General features: G+C 56.7%; 15 protein-coding genes. 10 read left to right on the top strand and 5 right to left on the bottom strand.

The genetic code is table 11. The features are described from left to right. The first annotated feature begins 10 nt into the window (after positions 1–10). Complete coding sequence (locus tag NG653_RS10095) at positions 11–1,069, top strand: sensor histidine kinase (RefSeq protein WP_252741582.1); 1,059 nt, start codon at positions 11–13, stop codon at positions 1,067–1,069. Next, on the top strand, positions 1,066–1,791 hold the full coding sequence (locus NG653_RS10100) for a LytR/AlgR family response regulator transcription factor (RefSeq protein WP_252741583.1): 726 nt from the start codon (positions 1,066–1,068) through the stop codon (positions 1,789–1,791). The genes NG653_RS10095 and NG653_RS10100 overlap by 4 nt, the downstream gene beginning before the upstream one ends. A gap of 15 nt (positions 1,792–1,806) precedes the next feature. Here NG653_RS10100 and NG653_RS10105 read toward each other — a convergent pair whose 3' ends face one another. Both NG653_RS10105 and NG653_RS10110 read right to left on the bottom strand, forming a co-directional pair. After that, on the bottom strand, positions 1,807–2,592 hold the full coding sequence (locus NG653_RS10105; protein WP_252741584.1) for an SDR family oxidoreductase: 786 nt from the start codon (positions 2,590–2,592) through the stop codon (positions 1,807–1,809). A 19-nt stretch (positions 2,593–2,611) separates the two neighbouring features. Next, a complete protein-coding gene (locus NG653_RS10110) occupies positions 2,612–2,929 on the bottom strand; it encodes a cupin domain-containing protein (protein WP_252741585.1) in 318 nt (105 codons plus the stop codon). Between the two features lie 116 nt (positions 2,930–3,045). On the opposite strand from NG653_RS10110, the gene NG653_RS10115 reads away from it, so the two are divergent. Beyond that, a complete protein-coding gene (locus NG653_RS10115; RefSeq protein WP_252741586.1) occupies positions 3,046–4,401 on the top strand; it encodes a UDP-N-acetylmuramate--L-alanine ligase in 1,356 nt (451 codons plus the stop codon). A gap of 25 nt (positions 4,402–4,426) precedes the next feature. Here the strand turns inward: NG653_RS10115 and NG653_RS10120 are convergent, their stop codons facing one another. Then, complete coding sequence (locus NG653_RS10120; protein WP_252741587.1) at positions 4,427–4,870, bottom strand: DUF1569 domain-containing protein; 444 nt, start codon at positions 4,868–4,870, stop codon at positions 4,427–4,429. Between the two features lie 82 nt (positions 4,871–4,952). Here NG653_RS10120 and radC point away from each other — a divergent pair, with 82 nt between their 5' ends. The 6 genes from radC (at position 4,953) to NG653_RS10150 (ending at position 10,509) form a co-directional block, all read left to right on the top strand. Beyond that, the gene (gene radC, locus NG653_RS10125) at positions 4,953–5,651 is read left to right on the top strand and encodes a RadC family protein (RefSeq protein WP_252741588.1); all 699 of its coding nucleotides are present in this window, start codon (positions 4,953–4,955) and stop codon (positions 5,649–5,651) included. Between the two features lie 12 nt (positions 5,652–5,663). Further along, a complete protein-coding gene (locus NG653_RS10130) occupies positions 5,664–6,959 on the top strand; it encodes a polysaccharide deacetylase family protein (RefSeq protein ID WP_252741589.1) in 1,296 nt (431 codons plus the stop codon). Next, positions 6,952–7,641 (top strand): YjjG family noncanonical pyrimidine nucleotidase, encoded by a 690-nt coding sequence (locus NG653_RS10135; protein WP_252741590.1) that lies wholly within the window; start codon positions 6,952–6,954, stop codon positions 7,639–7,641. Before NG653_RS10130 ends, NG653_RS10135 begins: the two co-directional genes overlap by 8 nt. Before the next feature lie 63 nt (positions 7,642–7,704). Next, positions 7,705–8,247, top strand: a complete 543-nt coding sequence (locus NG653_RS10140) for a hypothetical protein (protein ID WP_252741591.1) — start codon at positions 7,705–7,707, stop codon at positions 8,245–8,247. Further along, complete coding sequence (locus NG653_RS10145; RefSeq protein ID WP_252741592.1) at positions 8,244–9,695, top strand: DUF5723 family protein; 1,452 nt, start codon at positions 8,244–8,246, stop codon at positions 9,693–9,695. The genes NG653_RS10140 and NG653_RS10145 overlap by 4 nt, the downstream gene beginning before the upstream one ends. Before the next feature lie 16 nt (positions 9,696–9,711). Then, entirely contained in the window at positions 9,712–10,509 is a 798-nt protein-coding gene (locus NG653_RS10150; RefSeq protein WP_252741593.1) for a hypothetical protein, read from the top strand. Here NG653_RS10150 and NG653_RS10155 read toward each other — a convergent pair. Further along, the gene (locus NG653_RS10155) at positions 10,506–11,783 is read right to left on the bottom strand and encodes a replication-associated recombination protein A (protein ID WP_252741594.1); all 1,278 of its coding nucleotides are present in this window, start codon (positions 11,781–11,783) and stop codon (positions 10,506–10,508) included. The genes NG653_RS10150 and NG653_RS10155 overlap by 4 nt on opposite strands. Positions 11,784–11,874: 91 nt before the next feature. On the opposite strand from NG653_RS10155, the gene NG653_RS10160 reads away from it, so the two are divergent. Continuing rightward, complete coding sequence (locus tag NG653_RS10160; protein ID WP_252741595.1) at positions 11,875–12,618, top strand: rhomboid family intramembrane serine protease; 744 nt, start codon at positions 11,875–11,877, stop codon at positions 12,616–12,618. On the opposite strand, the gene rlmB is transcribed toward NG653_RS10160, so the two are convergent. Further along, entirely contained in the window at positions 12,609–13,373 is a 765-nt protein-coding gene (gene rlmB / locus NG653_RS10165; RefSeq protein WP_252741596.1) for a 23S rRNA (guanosine(2251)-2'-O)-methyltransferase RlmB, read from the bottom strand. The genes NG653_RS10160 and rlmB overlap by 10 nt on opposite strands. Positions 13,374–13,397: the final 24 nt, after the last annotated feature.

A 13,397-nucleotide genomic window follows, 5' to 3' on the forward strand; every position in this document is an offset into this window, starting at 1 on the left:
ACATGGAAAGATGCTCCAATCTGAAAGAAGAAGGAACCGGGCCTTCTGGCTCCTCCAGTTTGGGGGGTGGGGCTTTATCAATTTGGTCCCCTTCCTGGCCCTGAAAGACACCGGGCACCATTTCTTCCTTTTTTCCATAGTCTCCGGCATCACAATGGGGATCCTGACCACCACCCTTCTGAGGGTTTACCTGCGGAAGCGGATTACCTTTGATCGCTTTCGGTGGAAGGAAGCCCTATGGATTGCGGGCGCCATCACCTTCGGGTCATTCCTGTATGGCTTTCTGAATTTTGTCGCGGGCTTTTTTTACGCCAAGTGGGTGCCCGTGGACAACCAGGTGGTAAAGGCCTTTCTGGAGAACTACAACAGCTTCTGGCTGATTATCATCAACTCCTACTTCCTTATTACGGGCTGGGTTTTACTTTACCTGTCCATTAAGTTGCTTTTGAAGCTCAACCGCGACCGCCTGGAACGCCTCGAACTCAATGCCTCCCTGAAGCAGGCCCAGCTCAATACCCTTAAGGGGCAGATCAACCCGCATTTTATGTTCAACAGCCTGAACAACATCCGCGGGTTAATGCTCGAGGATGTGGAGCGTTCGCGCGAGATGCTGACCAAACTCTCTGAAATGTTGCGGTATTCCCTTACCCAGAATGACACCAATGCCATAGCGCTCTGCGACGAAATCGAGATGGTGGAACATTACGTGGACCTTTCGAGGATTCAGCTGGAAGACCGGTTGCGGTTTACCAGGGAAATCGACCCCCGCACCCTGGAGGTGCGCATCCCGCCAATGGTGGTGCAGTTACTGGTGGAGAATGCCGTAAAACACGGAATTTCCAATCGCATCGGAGGCGGGGAGATCCGGCTGAAAACCGAATTGCTAAACGGGGAATTGCTGATTGAAGTTGCCAATACGGGGACTTTCAAGGTGGGTGGAGATAGCACACAGGTGGGCCTTAACAACATCAGGCAGCGCCTGAAGCTTTTGTACGGGCCCGGGGCATTTTTCAGGTTATATCAAAACGGAGCGGAAGTGGTGGCCGAAATCAAAATCCCCCTCACATGAAGAAGATAGCTGCATTCATTGTGGAAGATTCCCGGTTGGCCAGAAAAGAGATGCGGGAATTGCTGCGGGCACACCCGGAAATCGAGGTGGTCGGGGAAGCCGAAACGGTCGATCAGGCCTTTGCAGCCATCAAGGCCCTTAAACCGGAACTATTGTTTCTCGACATCCACATGCCGGAAAAAACCGGTTTTGATTTGCTGGAAATGCTCGATGAGGTGCCCACGACCATCTTTACCACTGCCTATGACGAATTTGCCATTAAGGCATTCGAGTACAATACCCTGGATTATTTGCTGAAGCCCATAAGCCCTTCCAGACTGGCGCACGCCCTCGGGAAGGTGGAAGCCCGAAGGGCCGATCGAAGTCAGGTTTCGCGCGATACCCGGCTTAACGGGGACAGTCAGATCTTCATCCGGGACGGGGAACGTTGCTGGCTCGTCAGCATCGGGGACATTTACCTTTTTGAGACCGTCGGGAATTATACCCGCGTCTTTTTTGAAACGGAACAACCCCTGCTGTATAAATCCCTGAATCAAATCGAGGAAAAGCTCCCGGAAACCTCTTTTTTCAGGGCGAACCGGCAACAAATTGTCAATATTGGCTATGTCCGGGAAGTCATTCCCTGGTTTAATGGCAAACTTAAACTCCGCCTGCCCAATATGGCTGAGGTGGAGGTTTCCCGCAGGCAATCCACTGAATTTCGCAACCGGATGAGCCTCTAAGCCTGTCCCAAACCTTTAATACGACCGCAATAGCCCCCCATCGAGGGGGATGGCCGCCCCCGTCAGGTAGGCAGCCTGGTCCGAGGCCAGGAAGGCTGCCAGATAGCCGTATTCCTCCGGACGGCCCAACCGGCGCACGGGGACCTGTTGTATAAGGGTTTTTGTTACTTCGGCAGGGGAAACCCCCAGGGTTTCCGCCTTTTTATCGTTGAGCTGCTGCAGGCGCTCCGTATCGAAATACCCGGTGAGCACAGAGTTTACGGTTATCCCCATTGGGCCCACATCCCCCGCCAGGGTTTTCGCCCAACTGACCACGGCAGCCCGGATACTATTGGAAAGGGCCAGGTACCCAAGGGGCTCCCTGACGGAAACCGAGGCGATGTTGATAATGCGCCCCCAGCCCTGCTGTTGCATATGTGGAAGGGCCTGCAACGTGGTGTACACGGCAGATTTAAACAGGAGGTCAAAGGCCTGCTGGTAGTCGTCCACCGATTTTTCGAGGGTCGTGCCGGCAGGCGGGCCCTGGGTATTGTTCACCAGGATGTCCACCGGGTTTTTCCTTAGGTAGGCCCCTATTTGTTCCTGGTACCTCTGCAGGTCGGTGTAATCGAGGGCCAGCCAGTTATGCGCTTTCCCCGTGGAGGCTTCCCATTCCCGGGCCAGGGCTTCCAGCCGTTTTTCATCCCGGGCTACCAACGTCACCCGCGCACCGCTCTCGGCCAGTTGCCGTGCCACGGCTTTTCCAATCCCCTTGCTGCTCCCCCCGACCAGGGCGTGTTTTCCTTCCAGTGAAATCTGCATCGCTCGCTGTTTTTGTGGGTTACCGGTACGCTTCCCTTACGGGACTGAAGACATCCATCAGGCGACACGGAGTCAATGCCTTCCCGCTATGGGTGGCCATGGAGGGGATCAACACAAGGTCCCCCGGGCCATAGACGCGGGAAACCCCCTCCAGGGTAAATTCAAACTGCCCTTCCATCACGTGCATGATCTGTTCGTGTTCATGGTGGTGGGGAGGGACTTCCGCCCCGCATTCCACCTCCCAGAAAACCAGGCTCATTTTCGAGCCGTGTACCATCTTTCCATGTAATCCGGGGAGTATTTCTTTGGGGGGAATCTGTTCCAGGGTAAAATCCATCGGTTTTGGCGCTTGTGTTACCGGTTAAAAATACGCCATTCCCGCCAATTACCCAGCTTCCCTGCCCTGGTTTGGACCGCAGACTATCCGTATCTTTGCACGGATACCGATCACAGATGCAGCTACATTTTATTGCCATCGGGGGAAGCGCCATGCACAACCTGGCCCTGGCCCTCCACGACAAAGGATATGCCATAAGCGGCAGCGACGACGTCATCTTTGAGCCCTCCAGGAGCCGCCTGAAGGAGGCCGGCCTGCTTCCCGAAGCCGAGGGATGGTTCCCCGAAAAAATCCATCCCGGCCTCGATGCGGTGGTTTTGGGCATGCATGCCAAGGCCGACAACCCGGAACTGCAGCGGGCAGGGGAGCTCGGCATCCGGGTCTATTCCTACCCCGAATTCCTGTACGAGCAATCCAGGGGGAAGACCCGTGTGGTTATCGGGGGTAGCCATGGCAAAACGACCATTACCTCCATGATCCTCCACGTGATGGCGTATTGGAACCGCCCCGTCGATTTTATGGTGGGCGCCCAGTTGGAGGGTTTCGACCGCATGGTTCGCCTGACGGAGGACAACGAGTTCATCGTCCTGGAAGGGGATGAGTACCTGTCTTCCCCCCTGGACCCGACCCCCAAATTCCACCACTACCAGCCAAACATTGCCCTGCTCAGCGGGATTGCCTGGGACCATATCAATGTATTCCCAACCTTCGAATCGTACCGCGAACAGTTCCTTAAATTCCTCCATACCCTTGTTCCGGGGGGCAGCATTACCTACAATGCCGACGATGAAGGGCTCCGCGAAATCGTGGAAACCCTGGAGGCCCCGGTGCGGAAATTTCCCTACACGGTTCCGGCCTACAGGGTCGAAGGCGGTCAAACCTTGCTCGAAACCCCTGAGGGGGACCTCCCTTTGCAGGTATTCGGCCGGCACAACCTGAGCAACCTGGCGGGCGCCAAATGGATCTGCCAGCAAATGGGGGTAGATGAAGCGGAGTTCTATGAGGCCATGGCTACGTTTTCCGGGGCTGACAAGCGCCTGCAACTGCTGGCAAAAGGACCGCAGGGCTACGTCTTCAAAGATTTTGCGCATTCCCCGAGTAAGGTCAGGGCCACCACGGACGCGGTTAAGGAGCAATTTCCCGGGCACCGGGTGCTGGCCTGCCTGGAGTTACATACCTACAGCAGCCTGAACGCAGGGTTTTTGAAGCACTACAGCAATTGCCTTGATGCAGCGGATGCCGCCCTGGCCTTTTATGTGCCTGAATCCCTTGCCATCAAGGGCCTGGATCCCATAAGCCCCGAAGACATCAGGGAAGCTTTCGGGCGGCCAGACCTTGAGGTCTTCACCCACACCAACGCCCTTCAGGATTACCTGTCTTCGATTCCCCTGGAGCAAACCGTGGTCTTGCTGATGAGCAGCGGCAATTACGGGGGGCTCAACCTGGAGCGCCTGACCTCGAGGTTCTCCTGAACCTCTGCTGGAGCCCCGCTTTTTCCTACACCCCAAACTGTTTTAGATGGTGGTCGAGGTGCTTATATTGCATTTTTCCCCACTGTTCCCGGGTCATTACCCCGAAAATCGGGTGGGGGTTCCACTCAGGACGCCCTTCCAGGCGATGGAAAGCTTCCACCATTTCCCTGAGTTTTGGCAATTCCTCTTTGAGGTCCCTGGGTTCGCTGGCTTTGGCAAAGGGGGAGGTGGGCAGGTTCTTGCGATAGGGGCGGTCATTGTACAGGCCTTTCTTAAACAGCCAGATAATAAGGGGGTTTGGTTTCTTTTTGGGAGGTTTGTTCTCAATGCCCACCTTCAGTGGAATCTGGCAGTGCCAGGCCATTTGCCCAACGGTCATACGCCCCCACTGGGGGGGTATCCCGTCTTCCAGCTTGTCGAGCCTGCTCAGGATTTCACTGCAGGTATCGGATTCAAACAAGGATTTCATAAAGTGGAATTTCTCCCTAAAATACAACTTTTCAAGAGCTCCCGCTGGGAGATTGCATCCTTTTTGGGTACTTAGTATCCCTATGAAAAGGAAATCCAACAGCCTTCCGATAAAGCGCTGGGGGGAAGCTGACCGGCCCCGGGAACGGTTGCTTTCCAAAGGGTCGGGGAGCCTTTCGGACGCTGAGTTGCTGGCGTTGTTACTGGGATCGGGCTCCCTGGGTGAAAATGCCCTCGACCTCGCACGACGGATTTTGGGGGAGGCCGCCGGGGGCTGGAAAGGGCTTGGCCGGATGGGGGCGGACCGGCTCATGGCGTTCGACGGGGTGGGCCCCGGGAAGGCCGTGCGGGTGGCGGCTGCCATGGAGGTGGCCAGGCGGTATGCCGTTTCTTCACCCCCAATGGGCAGCCCGATCCGCCAGAGCCGCGATGCCTTCGAACAGGTCAGGCCCCTTTTTGCCGACCTGATGCACGAGGAATTCTGGGTGCTGTACCTGAACAACGCCAACCGCACCCGGTTGTGCTTCCAGGTGAGCAAAGGGGGGCTCACGGGTACCCTGGTCGATGTCCGGATCATCCTTAAAAAGGCCCTTGAACTGGGCGCTGTGGGCCTGATCCTGGCCCATAACCACCCCTCCGGCAACCTGCGCCCCAGCAATGCCGACCTGCAGATTACCCGGAAGGCAAAGAAGGCTGCTGCCATGATGGACATCCGGCTTTTGGACCATTTGATTGTACATGGCGGGGAATATCTTAGTTTTGCGGATGAACAGTTGTTATAACCCCAGCGCCCTGTGCTCCTGATCTATACCCATAAAGTCAGCCCGAGGTTTACGTATATCGCCCGGCAACTCTTTACCCGTATCCTGGGCATTGAGGTGGGCTTCAGCAGCAAGGTGGAGGATTTCATCAAACATAAGGGCCCCAAGATCACCTACACGCGGCAACCCCTGCAAAACGAATTTTTTGTGCGCAGCCACGAGCTGCTCTTCCAACAGGGCATAGGGGAGGTCGATATTCAGGTAGGCGACTGGGAGGGCCTTCCGTGCTTTTTCCGCACCGGGGAGCGGAGCAACCTGCCCTATGATATTTTTGCGGCATCATTTTACCTTATAAGCCGGTATGAGGAGTACCTGCCCCATGTGAAGGATTTGCACGGGCGTTTCCCGCCCAGGGAGAGCCTGGCCTTTGCCCATGGTTTCCTGCGGTTGCCCCTGGTGGACCTCTGGGCCCAAAAGCTCCTGGAAAAACTCCGGGAACGGTTTCCGGAACTCCGGGGCAGGGGGGAAGCCTACCGCTTCCGCCCGGTTGTGGATGTCACCACCTCCCATTGCTATGCCCACCGGGGGTTCTTCCGGGGGATGGCAGGTTTGCTCTTCGACCTCTCCCGGTTTCGCCTCAAAAGGGTATGGGAGCGGTTGCGGGTTTGGGTAAAGCCTTCCCTGGACCCCTATGACAACTATAACCGACTTATCGGCCTTGACCAGAAGTATGGGGCACGGACCCAGTTTTTTTTCCAGTTCGCCGAGTATTCCACCTATGACAAGAATGTCTCTCCCTACAATAACGCGTTCCGGTACCTGATTAAGTCCGTAGCCGATTATTGCACGGTCTCCCTTGCCGTTTCCTATACGGCGTTCCAGGATGTGGAGACCCTGAAGGAAGAAAAGAGGAGGCTTTCCGAGGTCCTCCACAGGCCGATTCACGCCTCCCGCCTGCGCTATAACCGGGTGGAGGTGCCCTATACCTACCGCAACCTTATCGAAGCTGAGTTCACGGAAGACTTTACCATGGGCTATACCCACGAGATCGGCTTCCGGGCCAGTACCTGTACCCCTTTCTTTTTTTACGATATTGCCCTGGAGGCACAACAACCTATAAAGGTGCATCCTTTTGCCTTCCACGATTATGCCCTGCTGGCCTATTCCTCCCCCAGGGTCCTCTGGGAGGATCTGGACCGCATCCACGCCCAGGTCAAAAGCGTGGGCGGGCAGTTGATCCCCGTATTTTCGAACGAACTCCTTGGGGGGGAACAGCAAACCGACTGGCTCGGGTTGTATGAGGAGGTCTTAAAGCGCTACCATGCTTAAGCAGCCGATCAGCGATGTGTTCTTTGACCTGGACCACACCCTCTGGGATTTTGAACGCAATTCTGCCCTCACCTATGACGGCCTGTTCCGACAACACGGCATAGGCGTTGGGCTGGAAGAGTTCCTAAGGCATTACGTGCCCCTGAACCTTTGGTTTTGGAAACAGTACAGGGAAGGGAGAATCAGCCAGGAAACCCTGCGGTACGAGCGCCTGAAGACCGCCTTTGACCGGTTGGGTTACCCGGTTTCCGATTCCCAAATCGGCCAGCTCTCCAGGGGATATCTGGAAGGGCTTACCACGCATACCCACCTGGTTCCGTATTGCCTGGAAGTCCTCGAATACCTGAGTGGTCGCTACCGCCTGCACATCATCACAAACGGCTTTGAGGAGGTGCAATCCAGAAAGTTGAAGAACAGTAAAATAGAGCATTATTTCAGGGAGGTGGTCAACGCCGACCGCGCCGGGGCAAAAAAACCGGATCCGCGAATTTTCAGGGTGGCCCTGGAGGCGGCCGGCATCGATCCTCAGCAAGGCGTGATGATTGGCGATAGTACCGAAGCAGATATCCTCGGGGCCCGGGCGGTTGGTCTGCAGGCTTTGCATTACAATGTCCATGGTGAGGCCGGCCATGCGTTTTGCCCCATTATTTATGATTTACGGGAAATAAAAACCTTTCTTTAGAGTTATTAAGGGAAAGACCTGGTCTGCCGGAAGTCTCACAGGCAGGGTCCAGACCTGACCGCTATGAAGAAGCTGGGATTATTAACCGGGGTATTCCTCTTGTGCTGCCTCTCTTCCTGTGTGGAACAACAGAATTTCGAGCAGTACGATGAGGTGGCTGTAACCCCATTGCTGGAAGCGGCCCTGCTGTACCTGGAAACGCCGGAATCGGAAATAAACCGGCAAACCTCCCCCTCCTTTGTCAGCACCACATTTGATTTTGAAGCCTTCTCGGAACAATTTGTTGCCGAAGGGATCCTGGAAGGGTCCCTGATCTACCAGCTGGAGAATACCACCAGCAAGCCCCTGCAGATTACCCTGGAATTCCTCGATGCCTCCGGGCAGGTCCTGGATACCGAAACCTTCCTGATGGATCCGGCCCCCACGGCCATCCTGAACCGGGAGGTGGTATACGGACCCGCTGGGAAGCCCCTCGAAATCCTCACCAACACCACGGCCCTGAGGGTCAGCGGTACCAACCTGGGCGACCAGACCAGTGTCTCCGGGGAGCCTGAACCCCGATTTGTGCTGCGATCGACGGCCAAATTCCGGATTTCCCTGACATGAAACTCTGGCTGCGCTGTTTCCTGGCCTTCTTTGCGGGCCTGACTCCTTTAATGGGGCAGCACCGCCCGCTCCTGTATGATTTTACGGAAATCCCCCAATCCCTGCTGCTTAACCCGGGAGCGGCCCATGAATCGCAATGGTACGCAGGGGTACCCTTGTTATCAGGGGTTTCGCTCAGGGCCGGAAGCAGTGGGATAACCGTGCAGGACCTCTTTGCCGATGACGGCCTTGACATCAACGACAAGATCCGCGAGCGAGCCATAAACGGGCTGCAGCCCGGGGATGAGGTTTCAGCGACCCTGCAAATGGAGTTGCTCAGCGGCGGCTTTCGGGGCAAACGCCGACCGGATGATTTTTATTCTTTTGGGGTGTACACCGAAGTCGATGCCATCAACTATTGGCCCCGGGACCTCGCCATCCTGGCCTGGGAAGGGAATGCGGACCAGCTTGGCCGGCGGTTCAACCTGGGCCACCTGAAAACCAGGGGTGAAATGCTCAATGTGTTTCATTTCGGGATTAACCGGAAGGTAAGCGAGCGGCTGATCCTGGGGGTACGGGCCAAGATCTTTTCCGGAATCTTCCAGTTTCAATCGACCCGGAACCGCGGGTATTTTGTAACCACACAGGGGGAAAATAACCTCCTGGCCAATACGCTGTCTTCCCAGATGGGCTTGCAGTCCTCGGGCCTGGAAGGCTTGAGGAGGGAATTAAGCGCCGATGGGGCCGACCAGGGGGCCGTACTTCAGGACTTTCTGGTGCGCAGGGGTTTTTTCGGGGGCGACCTCGGCTTTGGGGCCGACCTGGGTTTTACCTATACCCTCAAGCCCCGGCTGGTGCTGACCGGGAGCCTGCTCGACCTGGGCTTTATGGTGCACGCCTCGGATGTGAGGAATTTTACCCTGGAGGGCACGGCCACCTCCGAAGGGGTGGAGATCATCCTGCCCGATTCCCTCGCCGACCCCGATGCGGATTTCTGGCAGGACCTGGTCGACGAGATCGAGGCGCTGGTCCCCTTTGAAGAGGATGCCAAAACCTATGTTGCCTTGCGTCCCACAAAACTCTATGCTTCCCTCCGGTACAACCTTGGCGGTACCCCACCGCCAAAGGGTCCGTGCGACTGCGATTACCGCACCTCCCGCCCCCTGAAGGAGCAACCCTACAGCAGCGCCTTCGGGGCCCAGCTTTTTATGGTGAACCGCCCCAGGGGGCCGCAAGCGGCCCTTACCGCTTTTTACCAGAAACGCTTTGGCAATGCCCTGGCCATAAAGGCCTCCTACACTGCAGACAAATTTTCCCTGACCAATATCGGGCTGGGGTTCAACCTGCAGGCGGGCCCCCTGGAACTATACGTGCTGGCCGACAATTTGCTGGCCTACCGCAACCTGGCCAACGCCCATACGGCTTCTTTACAGTTCGGCCTAAATATCCTATCTTGGGGCAGGAATTGAATCAAAAACAGCCGTTTTGAAAAAGACCCTGCTCCTTGTAGTCTTACTGTTTCCCCTGCTTAAGGCCGGTGCCCAGCTCAACCGCTACAAGTATATTGTAGTGCCCCTGCAATTTGAGGCATTCAGGCAGCCGAACCAGCACCAGACCAGTACGCTGGTCAAGCACCTTTTTGTTCAGGAGGGTTTTACAGCTGTCTATGACAATGCCCTCCCGGAAGACCTGCTCGCCCAACCCTGCCTTGGGCTTCGTACGCGCCTGGAAGACGAATCTTCCCTTTTCCAGACGAAGGTAAGGCTGGTCCTGATGGATTGCCAGGGCCGGGTGGTTTTCGAGACCCAGGAAGGAAAAAGCCGGGAAAAAGATTATAAGCTGTCGTACCGGGAGGCCATTTCCGAGGCCTTCTCCTCCCTGCAGGGGATCGCCTACGCCTATACCCCCCCCGAAGAGAAGCGCGAAACCGTGGAAGTGGTTGCCGGCGTCAGGGAGACCCCAGCTCCTGTAGGGGATGCCCTGGAAGTACCCCCCTCGCCTGAAGTGGTTGTGGCCGTTGTGCCGGTGCCCTCTCAGGAAACGCCTGAAATAGGGGAGGAGGCCGAACTCCTGTACGCGCAACCCGTGGAAAACGGGTACCAACTGGTAGATAGCCTCCCGAGCGTGCGAATGAAATTGCTCAATACCTCCCGCCCGGATACCTTTATCGCCATGGTCGACGGGGTAGCCCAGGGGATGGTCTATAACAAGGAGGGGCAGTGGTGGCACGAATTTTACCTCGAGGGCAGGCCCCAGTTGCGCAAACTCCGCATCAAATTCTAGGGGTTGTACTTGTCCTTCCAGCGGCTTTTCAAGAAGTCCCGCAGGGCCACTTCCCGGGGGTTGTTCCCAGACCGGTAAAAATCGGTGCCTGACAGGGCATCGGGCAGGAATTCCATAGGGGCGAAATTGCCCGGATAATCATGGGCATACGCATAGGCCTCCCCGTATCCCAACTCTTTCATCAGTTGCGTTGGCGCATTGCGAAGGGGTAGGGGGACGGAAAGGTCGCCGCTGTTTCGCACTTCCTGCTGCGCCTTTTTAATCGCTGCGTAGGAACTGTTGCTCTTAGGGGAGGTGGCCAGGTAAATGGCACACTGGCTGAGCAGGATCCGGGCCTCGGGGTACCCTATGGCCTGCACCGCCTGGAAGGTGGAATTGGCAATCACCAGGGCGGTGGGGTTGGCCAGGCCTATATCTTCGGAAGCCGCAATCAGCATCCGCCGGGCAATAAAGGTCACATCCTCCCCGCCTTCCACCATGCGAGCCAGCCAGTAGACCGCCGCATTGGGATCGCTGCCCCGGATGGATTTGATAAAGGCCGAAACGATGTCGTAATGTTGCTCCCCCGCCTTGTCGTACCGAAGCGGCTGTTGCTGCACGAGTTCACTTACCTTTTGGTCGTTAATGGCCACCTCATCCCCTAGTGCGGACCCAACCACCAGCTCGAAAATATTCAGCAATTTCCTGCCGTCGCCCCCCGACAGGCGCAGGAGCATGTCGGTTTGCTCCAGGGCGATATTCTTTTCGCGAAGCCAGGGGTCCTCTTCCATGGCCCTGTGGAGGAGAGCCTCCAGGTCCTCCCGTCCGAGAGGCTTCAGGGTATAGACCTGGCAACGGGAAAGCAGGGCCGGGATCACTTCGAAACTCGGGTTTTCGGTGGTGGCCCCGATCAGGGTCACCCACCCTTTTTCAACAGCGCCCAGCAGGGAGTCCTGCTGCGATTTGCTGAAGCGGTGGATTTCGTCTATAAAGAGGATGGGGTTTTTTGAAGTAAATAAGCCCCCGCTTTGCCGGGCTTTGTCCAGTACTTCCCGCACCTCCCGAACCCCGCTGTTGATGGCACTGAGGGTATGGAACGGCCTGCCGCTTTGCTCGGCAATGATCTGCGCCAGGCTGGTCTTTCCCGTTCCGGGAGGGCCCCAGAATATCAGGGAAGGCAGGTTTCCCCGCTCGATCTGGCGGATCAGGGCTCCTTCAGGGCCCACCAGGTGCTCCTGGCTGATGAATTCGCTCAGCTTCCTGGGGCGGATGCGTTCGGCCAATGGTTCGTTCATACCGTAAAAATACTATAAATCCCACGTCGGCTTGTGCAAGTGGCATCGAAATCCCTTGGAGGTTTCCCAGGGTTCGTGCTACCTTGCAGGTATGCGCGAAACGCCCCCTTACCGGTATACGGATGCGGTAGTCCTGGTGCCGCTGTTCCTGGTATTGCTCATCTGGGGGGTGTTTTCCCTGGAAATGCGCCTTGGGGTTAACTGGAACGACTGGGGCATTTATCCCCGGACCCTGAGGGGGCTGAGGGGAATTGTCACCTCCCCCTGGATCCACGGTTCCGTGGGGCACCTGTATAACAATTCAATCCCCCTGGTCATTTTAAGTGCTGCCCTTTTCTATTTTTACCGGGACCTGGCCTGGAAGACCCTGCTGTGGGGAATCCTCCTGACGGGCATCCTCACCTGGGCCATCGGACGGCCGTCTTACCACATCGGGGCGAGCGGCCTCATTTACGTCTTGGTGAGTTTTATCTTCTTCAAGGGGGTTTTTACAAAATACTACCGCCTGGTAGCCCTTTCCCTGGTGGTGGTCTTTATCTACGGGAGCATGCTCTGGTATATCTTTCCCATCGAAGACGGGATTTCCTGGGAAGGGCACCTGGGGGGCTTTATGAGCGGGCTCTTTTTAGCCCTTGTCCTGAAGGCTTCCATCCCGGCTGAGCCAAAGTATCCATGGGAGGCGGAGGATTACCGGGAGGAAGATGACCCCTTTATGCAGCATTTCGACAAGGATGGGAATTTTATTGAAAAAAAGCCGGAAGATGCTCCCTCCCCGTCGCAACAGGTCAGGGTGCGCTACCATTACCGCGAAGGCGATAAGGCCGATCAGGATTGACCAGCAGTCCGCTGCCGGAGGGTTTCATAGAGGAACACGCCGCAGGCCACCGAAACGTTCAGGGACCCGATACTGCCTTCCATGGGCAGCCTCACGATATGGTCTGCTATTTTGAGGACGGTTGCAGACACCCCCTTTTCCTCTGACCCCATAACGAGCGCGGTCCCCTGGCGCAGGTCGGTTTGGAACAGGGAATCGCTGCCTTTTTCACTGGCGGCAACCACCTGTATCCCACTGGCCTGCAGGTAATATACCGCATCCTTGAGGTGGCCTGCCCGGGCCAGGGGTACCCGGTAAACGGCGCCTGCAGAGGTTTTGACCGTATCTGCCGTAACCGGGGCACTGCCCTGGGCCGGCAAAATGACCCCGTCAGCCCCTGTGCATTCGGCAGTGCGGATGATGGCCCCCAGGTTGCGCACGTCCGACACCCCGTCGAGCAGCAGGAAAAGCGGATTCTCTTTCCGGGCGACCACCTGGTCGATCAGGGCCTGGTAATCCATCAGGCTTACCGGGGAAACCGTGGCCGCCACCCCCTGGTGGTTCTTGTTGCGGAAGCGGGCAAAGCGCTCGGGAGGTACCACGCTGGTACGTACCCCTTCTTTTTTCGCAAGCGCCTGCAAATCGCGGGCCAGGGCCCCCTGAAGGCCTTTCTGGATAAAAATGCGGTCGATGGCCTTGCCGGCCTGAAGGGCTTCCAGTACCGTCCGTATGCCGTAAATCGTGTTTTCCTGGTCCATACGCGTCCAAAGGTACATCAAAATCCCCGTTGTTCTTGAAGG

This window comes from Robiginitalea marina, from assembly GCF_024006985.1.
Taxonomy (GTDB): Bacteria; Bacteroidota; Bacteroidia; order Flavobacteriales; family Flavobacteriaceae; genus Robiginitalea; species Robiginitalea marina.